This is a genomic window from Pantoea sp. Pa-EAmG (assembly GCF_030024295.1).
GTDB classification, from domain to species: domain Bacteria; phylum Pseudomonadota; class Gammaproteobacteria; order Enterobacterales; family Enterobacteriaceae; genus Pantoea; species Pantoea dispersa.
In genome coordinates this window covers 1-6,828 of sequence record NZ_JASEWO010000213.1, presented here as the reverse complement: position 1 = coordinate 6,828, position 6,828 = coordinate 1, and the positions used below count along the sequence as shown (strand labels likewise).

The 6,828-nt window shown below is 55.6% G+C and carries 7 protein-coding genes; all 7 read left to right on the top strand.

The window, feature by feature from the left end:
• Positions 1-2 precede the first annotated feature (2 nt).
• The 7 genes from QMM04_RS19865 to QMM04_RS19835 are packed head-to-tail and all read left to right on the top strand — an operon-like array spanning position 3 to position 6,437.
• Entirely contained in the window at positions 3-806 is an 804-nt protein-coding gene (locus QMM04_RS19865) for a BtpA/SgcQ family protein (protein ID WP_282996836.1), read from the top strand.
• Positions 806-1,462 carry a TenA family protein gene (locus QMM04_RS19860; RefSeq protein WP_282996835.1) on the top strand — a complete coding sequence of 219 codons (657 nt, stop codon included), beginning with the start codon at positions 806-808 and terminating at the stop codon, positions 1,460-1,462. The genes QMM04_RS19865 and QMM04_RS19860 overlap by 1 nt, the downstream gene beginning before the upstream one ends.
• The gene (locus QMM04_RS19855) at positions 1,455-2,222 is read left to right on the top strand and encodes an ATP-binding cassette domain-containing protein (RefSeq protein WP_166936022.1); all 768 of its coding nucleotides are present in this window, start codon (positions 1,455-1,457) and stop codon (positions 2,220-2,222) included. The genes QMM04_RS19860 and QMM04_RS19855 overlap by 8 nt, the downstream gene beginning before the upstream one ends.
• A 17-nt stretch (positions 2,223-2,239) precedes the next feature.
• Positions 2,240-3,211, top strand: a complete 972-nt coding sequence (locus QMM04_RS19850) for an autoinducer 2 ABC transporter substrate-binding protein (RefSeq protein ID WP_160866824.1) — start codon at positions 2,240-2,242, stop codon at positions 3,209-3,211.
• Between the two features lie 11 nt (positions 3,212-3,222).
• Positions 3,223-4,164 (top strand): ABC transporter permease, encoded by a 942-nt coding sequence (locus QMM04_RS19845; protein ID WP_282996834.1) that lies wholly within the window; start codon positions 3,223-3,225, stop codon positions 4,162-4,164.
• Entirely contained in the window at positions 4,161-5,105 is a 945-nt protein-coding gene (locus QMM04_RS19840; protein ID WP_282996833.1) for an ABC transporter permease, read from the top strand. The genes QMM04_RS19845 and QMM04_RS19840 overlap by 4 nt, the downstream gene beginning before the upstream one ends.
• A gap of 3 nt (positions 5,106-5,108) precedes the next feature.
• Entirely contained in the window at positions 5,109-6,437 is a 1,329-nt protein-coding gene (locus tag QMM04_RS19835) for an ArgE/DapE family deacylase (protein ID WP_282996832.1), read from the top strand.
• Positions 6,438-6,828 lie beyond the last annotated feature (391 nt).

The following is a 6,828-nucleotide window of genomic DNA, read 5'->3' as shown; positions in this document are numbered from 1 at the left end:
ATATTTTTTCACGTAAGAAAGCGGTGATTGGTGTTATTCATTGTGATGCCTTTCCCGGTGCGCCGAAATATCGCGGTAAACCTGTGAGAGATATTATCGATCGCGCCCTGCGTGACGCGGAAAACTACCTTTCAGGGGGCGTACATGGATTGATCGTTGAAAATCATGGCGATATTCCTTTTGCGAAACCTGAAGATATTGGTCCGGAAACAGCAGCATTCCTGGCGGTTATCACAGAAAAAATTCGCGAACGCTTTGGCGCACCGCTTGGCATTAACGTATTAGCCAATGCCGCTATTCCCGCAATTGCAACAGCATTGGCGGGGGGCGCGAGTTTTGTGCGTGTTAACCAGTGGGCGAATGCCTACATCGCTAACGAAGGCTTTATTGAAGGTGCGGCGGCCAAAGCGCTGCGCTATCGCAATCAACTGCGTGCCGACCACATTCGTGTCTTCGCTGACAGCCATGTCAAACACGGCAGCCATGCCATTGTGGCCGACCGTTCCATCCAGGAACTGACGCGAGATGTCGACTTTTTTGAAGCCGATGCGGTGATCGCCACCGGACAGCGCACAGGCGACAGCGCCACGCTGAGTGAAATTGATGAAATCCGTGCCGCTACTGAATTGCCGCTGCTGGTGGGCTCGGGCGTTACCCCGGCTAACGTCTGCCAGATATTAGGGCGTACGCAAGGCGTGATTGTTGCCAGCACCATGAAAGTGGATGGCGTGTGGTGGAACGAGGTGGAGTTAGCGCGGGTTAAACACTTTATGTCCGTGGCGCAGGCCGCGCTGGAGGAGGCGTGATGCTCAGTTTTACCGATCAACTTCTCGAACAGCATCAGCAGGTGTGGCAAGAGATGCAGCAGCATCGATTTGTGCGGGATATCGAACAGGATCAACTGCCCGACAGCGTATTCAACCGCTATCTGGTGTTTGAAGGCAACTTTGTCGCCACCGCGATTGCCATCTTTGCGTTGGCTGTCAGTAAAGCGCCCGATATTCGGCAACAGCGCTGGTTGATTGGCGTACTCAACGCGTTGGTAGACACCCAGATTGCCTGGTTCGAAACGGTGCTGGCCAGGCGCGAGATCCACCCCGAGGATTATCCCGATGACTTACCGGGCGTCACCACGTTTCGTGATGGCATGTTGCAAGTGGCGCAGCAGGGCAGCTATGCCGAGATCATTACGCTGATGTTTGGCGCCGAGTGGATGTACTACCACTGGTGCAAACGCGTCAGCGAGCAAAGTCAGCAGGATGCCGACGTCCGTCGCTGGGTCGATATGCACGCCGAAGAGGAGTTTCATCAACAGGCGTTGTGGCTCAAAGCCGAGCTGGATGCGTGTGCATCAATCCTCAGCATTGAGGAAAAACAGCGGCTCTCCACGCTTTACGGCACTGTGCTGCAATGGGAAATCGACTTCCACACTGCGGCCTATCAGGAGGGCGAAGATGAATAGCTGCTTCATTGAAGCGCGCAATATCTGTAAGCGATTTGGTGCATTAACTGCGCTAAGCCAGGTCAATTTATCGATCCATCGCGGCGAAGTGCTGGCGCTGCTCGGTGATAACGGTGCGGGGAAATCCACCTTCACCAAGGTGCTGTCGGGGGCCTATAGCGCCAGCGAGGGTGAACTGTGGATCGAAGGTAAAGCGGTGAAATTCACCTCGCCTCGTCAGGCTGCGGAACACGGCATCGCCACCATTTATCAGGAGCTGGCACTGGCGGAAAACCTGTCGATTGCTGAGAACGTGTTTCTCGGACGCGAACTCAAGCGCCGGGTGCTGGGTATCCCTTTCCTGAAACGCCGCGCGATGCGGGAACAGGTCGATCAGCTATTGAAAGATCTGGATGCACACATCTCCGATGCCGAAGCAGCGGTAGGTAGCTTGTCGGGCGGTCAGCGCCAGGCGGTGGCGATCTGCCGTGCGCTTAATCTCAACGCACAGTTAGTGATCATGGATGAGCCCACCGCGGCGTTGGCGGTGGCCGAAACGCAGAAGGTGCTGCAACTCACGCGTCGTCTGGCAGAACGCGGCTGCGCGGTGGTGCTGATCAGCCACAACATCAGCGATGTGTTTGCCGTGGCGGATCGCATGGTGGTGTTTCGTCGTGGTCGGAAAATTGCCGAACGCCGCCATGTCGACACCACGCCTGACGAAATTGTTTCACTCATTACTGGCGCGCATCCTGATGCGCGCGTCTTTGAAAACACCTAACACCAGGGGAAATTATCATGCGTCGAATTGCTACGGCTGTTTGTTCTCTGTCACTGCTGGTCTCGGGTTGTGCACTGGCGGCGGAAAAAGTCGCCTTTGTGCCGCAAATCATCGGCATTCCCTATTTCCAGGCCATGGAAGCGGGCGGTAAGCGTGCGGCTAAAGAGTTGGGCGTCGAGTTTGTCTACAGCGGGCCGGTAGACACCAACCCAATGGATCAACTGCAAATTGTGCAAAACCTGATTGCACAGAAAGTTAACGCCATTGGTATCAGCGTACTGGATGCTTCCAGTATTGCGCCGGTAATGGCGCAAGCGAAATCCAGCAATGTGCATCTTTTCACCAGCGATAGCGACGCACCTGATAGCGGACGTCCGGTTTACGTCGCGCAGGCTACCGATGAAGGACTGGGTGACAGCATCATTGATGAGATGGTGAAGCGAGTGGGAGATAAAGGAAAAATCGGCATCGTCTCCGGGGAAGCCACTGCATCCAATCTTAATAGCTGGATCGGGTACATGCAGCAACGCGTGAAGAACAAATATCCCCACATCACGCTGCTTAAACCGCAGTATGCCGGCGGCTCTGCCAGTCGTGCGGCACAAATCACCACCGATTTGATGTCAGCGAATCCAGATATCAAAGGGGTGATCGCCATGGCTTCCACGACCTGTCCTGGAGTGGCGCAAGCCATCGAAAGCGCCGGTAAAAACGGCAAAGTGATAGGCAGTGGATTCTGCAGCCCGAACACTGCGCGGGCCTATCTGAAGAGCGGGGCGTTTGGCTACACCGTACTTTGGGATCCAGAAAAACTCGGTTATCTGACGGTGTGGGCAGGTAAGCAGTTGATCGATGGCAAAGCGTTTGCGGCAGAGAACAAAGTGCCCAGCTTTGCGGAACCGGTAAAGTTTGACAGTAAAACGGGGGTACTGCTGCTAGGCAGTCCGGCCGTGTTCACCAAAGAGAACGTCGATCAGTTCAATTTTTGACGGGGACACACATGCACATGACTTCACGGGAGATCGCCTTATTGGCGATCGCCTTGCTGGCTGTTGGCTGTTTCTCCTGGTTTTCGCCATGGTTTGCCACCGCGGACAACCTGCTCACCATCTTACGCAATAGCAGCGAACTGTTGCTGATCGCGCTGGGAATGACGTTGGTGATTGCCATGGGCGGGGTGGATGTGTCTGTGGGCGTAGTCATGGGGGTTGCAGGATGGGGCGTTGGGCAACTGTTGATGCTGCAGTCGCCCTGGCTGGCTGCGCTGGCGGGGCCGCTGATAGGCCTGCTGGCCGGTCTGCTCACCGCGCTGGTGGTGGTAATCGGTCGCATCCCGGCGATTGTGGGTACGTTGGGATTGTTTGGCGTCTGGCGCACGGCTTTGTTTGTGCTGCTCGGCGGGCAATGGTTATCCGGACTGCCCGATGATCTGACCCGTGGGCTAATGCACACGCTATTTGGTGTTCCGGTTATGGCATGGATGATCATGCTGGTCTGGGCGCTGGTTTGGCTAGCACTGCGCCATACGCCTTATGGATTATGGTTACTGGCAGCGGGGAATTCAGAAGAGAAAGCCAGGCTGGCAGGCATCCCGGTCACCCAGGTACGCATCGCCACTTTCCTGATTAGCGGTGTGCTTTGTGGCTTAGCCGCCACCTGCTATATCGCGACTTATCGCAATGTGGAAATGACGGTGGGCGGCAGCCTGGCACTGGAGGCAATCGCGGCAGTGGTGCTGGGCGGTACGCGCATTACTGGCGGTTCATGCAGTCTGCTCGGAACCTTGTTGGGCGTTTTGCTGCTGCGCATTCTGCAGAACGGTTTGCTATTGGTGGGTGTGCCCTCTTTATGGCAAACGGTCGTCACCGGCACCGTATTGCTGCTGGTGTTAAGCAGCGAGGCCGCCAGCGGTCGTGTACTGACATTCAGGAGGATGGCATGAAAATCATGCATAAATCGCCTGACCTCACCTTACTCGTCGCATTGTGGCTGCTACTCGGCATCGGGATTGTCTTCGCACTGCCGCAGATGTTGGCTTTATGGTCCATCACCTCAATCCTGCAATTCGCTACGCTGCTTGCTCTGGTGGCATTGGGCCAATCGCTGGTGGTCATGGCGGGCGGCGGCGGTATTGATCTCTCGGTCGGGGGCAATGTGTCTCTCTCCGCTGTTATCGGCATGCTGGCGCTGCAACAGGGTATCAATCCGGCATTGCTTCCTGTGATTTGCATGTTGAGTGGAAGCGCCGCCGGAGCACTAAATGGCCTGCTGGTGGCGCGACTACGGTTATGGCCATTAATTGTCACGCTGGGCAGTTTTTACCTGTTTTCTGGCCTGGCATTGGCTTTAACCGGTGGTGCGGCTATCTCAGGCGTTTCGGTAGAACTGACGCAATGGGGCCGAGGGGCAAACTTCGCGATTCCTCTGCCGTTTCTGACCTGTGTCATCCCTGCCTTTTTTATAGCCTGGTTGATTCTGAGCAAAAGCGCATGGGGGAAATGGGTTTACGCCTGTGGTTTCAATGAGCATGCAACGCGTCTGGTTGGCATACCCGTGGATCGTCTGCGCCTGCTAGTTTACTGCCTGAGTGGGCTGTTAGCAGGCTGCGCCGGATTCATCTCACTCAGTTGGTTAGGCAGCGCACGACCGGAAATCGGCGTCAACTTAGAACTGGAATCGCTCACTGCAGCGTTGCTCGGCGGTGTCGCCATTTTCGGCGGGCGCGGCAGCGTGGTCGGGGTATTGGCGGCGGCGCTGATGCTGGTGACCATTAAGACCTGCATGTTACAGCTGGGACTGAACAGCGTCTGGCAGCTCGGTGTGGTGGGCTTGTTATTGATCATCGTGTTAATGGCACAACGACTTTTCATCTATCGGAGATAATTCATGAGCCTGACTGAAAAAATTGGCGCACACGTTGATGCCAGCGCCGAGCGCATCGCGCAGACGTTGTGCGACCTGATCGCTTTCCCCTCAATCGTCAAAGTTGACCCACGTGAAGCTGGGCCGGGAGAGCACGACTGCCAGCTTTACTTACAGCAGCGCCTCATCGCATTGGGTATGACCACCGACTTATGGGATCCCGATGGTCCGGCCTTGTATGGCCAATATGAAGGACGTCCCGGTGCGAATAAAGGTCGCACATTTGAGGGGCGTCCGAATCTTGGAGGCACGCTAGTTGGCGCGGGCGGCGGTAAATCACTGATGCTCACCGGGCATATTGATGTGGTTCCGCCGGGTCCGGCGGAGCACTGGCACAGCGACCCTTTCCTGCCGGTGATCAAAAACAACGCAGTCTACGGGCGTGGTGCGGTCGATATGAAAGGTGGCGTTGCCTGCATGTTGATGGCGGTGGAGTTATTGCAGGACCTCGGTATCCGCCTCGCAGGAGACGTGGTCTTCACCACGGTGGTGGATGAGGAGATTGGTGGCATGGGTTCACTGGCGATGGTGGATCGCGGCTTCAAAGCCGATGCCGGTATTATGACCGAGCCGACAGCTAACCGCATTTCACCTATCTGTCACGGCATTCTCTGGGCTCGCATTATTCTTGATGGCATTGGCGGGCATGCCGAACTCACACCTAACAGTTGGGACAGCAGCGGGCCGGTCGATGCAGTGATGCTGTGTCGTCAGATGCTGGATGGGCTTGATGTTCTCAACCGTCGCTGGCAAACGCAGCCCGATAAAAATCATCCGCTGATGGAGATGCCGAACCAGATTATCGTTACGCAATTGAAAGTGGGCGAGCATCCAGCATCGATTGCCGGTCGGGCGGAGATCGTCATCGATGTGCAATATCTCCCTGCCGAAAAAGATGAGATGGGATTGGGCGGCAAGGTGAAACGCGAAATTGAAGAGCACGTGGCCAAAGTGTGTGCGCTCGATCCTTATCTGGCGAAGCACCCGGCAAAAGTGGAGTGGATTCTGGACGCGGACTGCGCGGAGATTCCTGCGGACCATCCTTTTGTTGAGGCTTTTCAGCAAGGCGTCAATGATGCCGCGCTCAATCCGCAGCTGGCGGGATTTGGTGCGCATAGTGACATTGGTCTACCCAGCACGCTAGGAAAGACACCCACCGTCAACTTTGGACCGGGCGATCCTGCCATGTCACACCAGCCAAATGAGCATGTAGCTATTGCCGATTTGGTGGCCTGCACCAAAGCCATAGCGCTGACGCTGGTGCGCTGGTGTGGTGTAGCCGAAAGCCAATAGTATTTTTCCAGCCTCCCGCAGTGTCGACCTGCTTAGCATCCTGATGGAGCGAAGCAGGTTTTCTTGTTTTAAAGTCCTTCGATCACAATTCAATTAACAGCCACCACGAGCATTTACACCACGGCGATGGTCCAACGAAATATCAGCAAGTGACTCCGGAACAAGTGCAATAGACTGCTGATTAATCCATGAGACGTCACTCGCGGATGCACTGAAATCCGGCAGGCTAAATTGGGCAGCGCTGGAAAGTTTCAGCGAACCACACCGTACCGCTGGCGGGGGTTCAGTAATGTGATCCTCTCTTCGCATATTGGTGGCGTGAGTGAAGCTTCCTACACTCGTATGGAACGGTGGCTGCGCAGAATATGTTGGCCGCGTTGCAACAATCCGT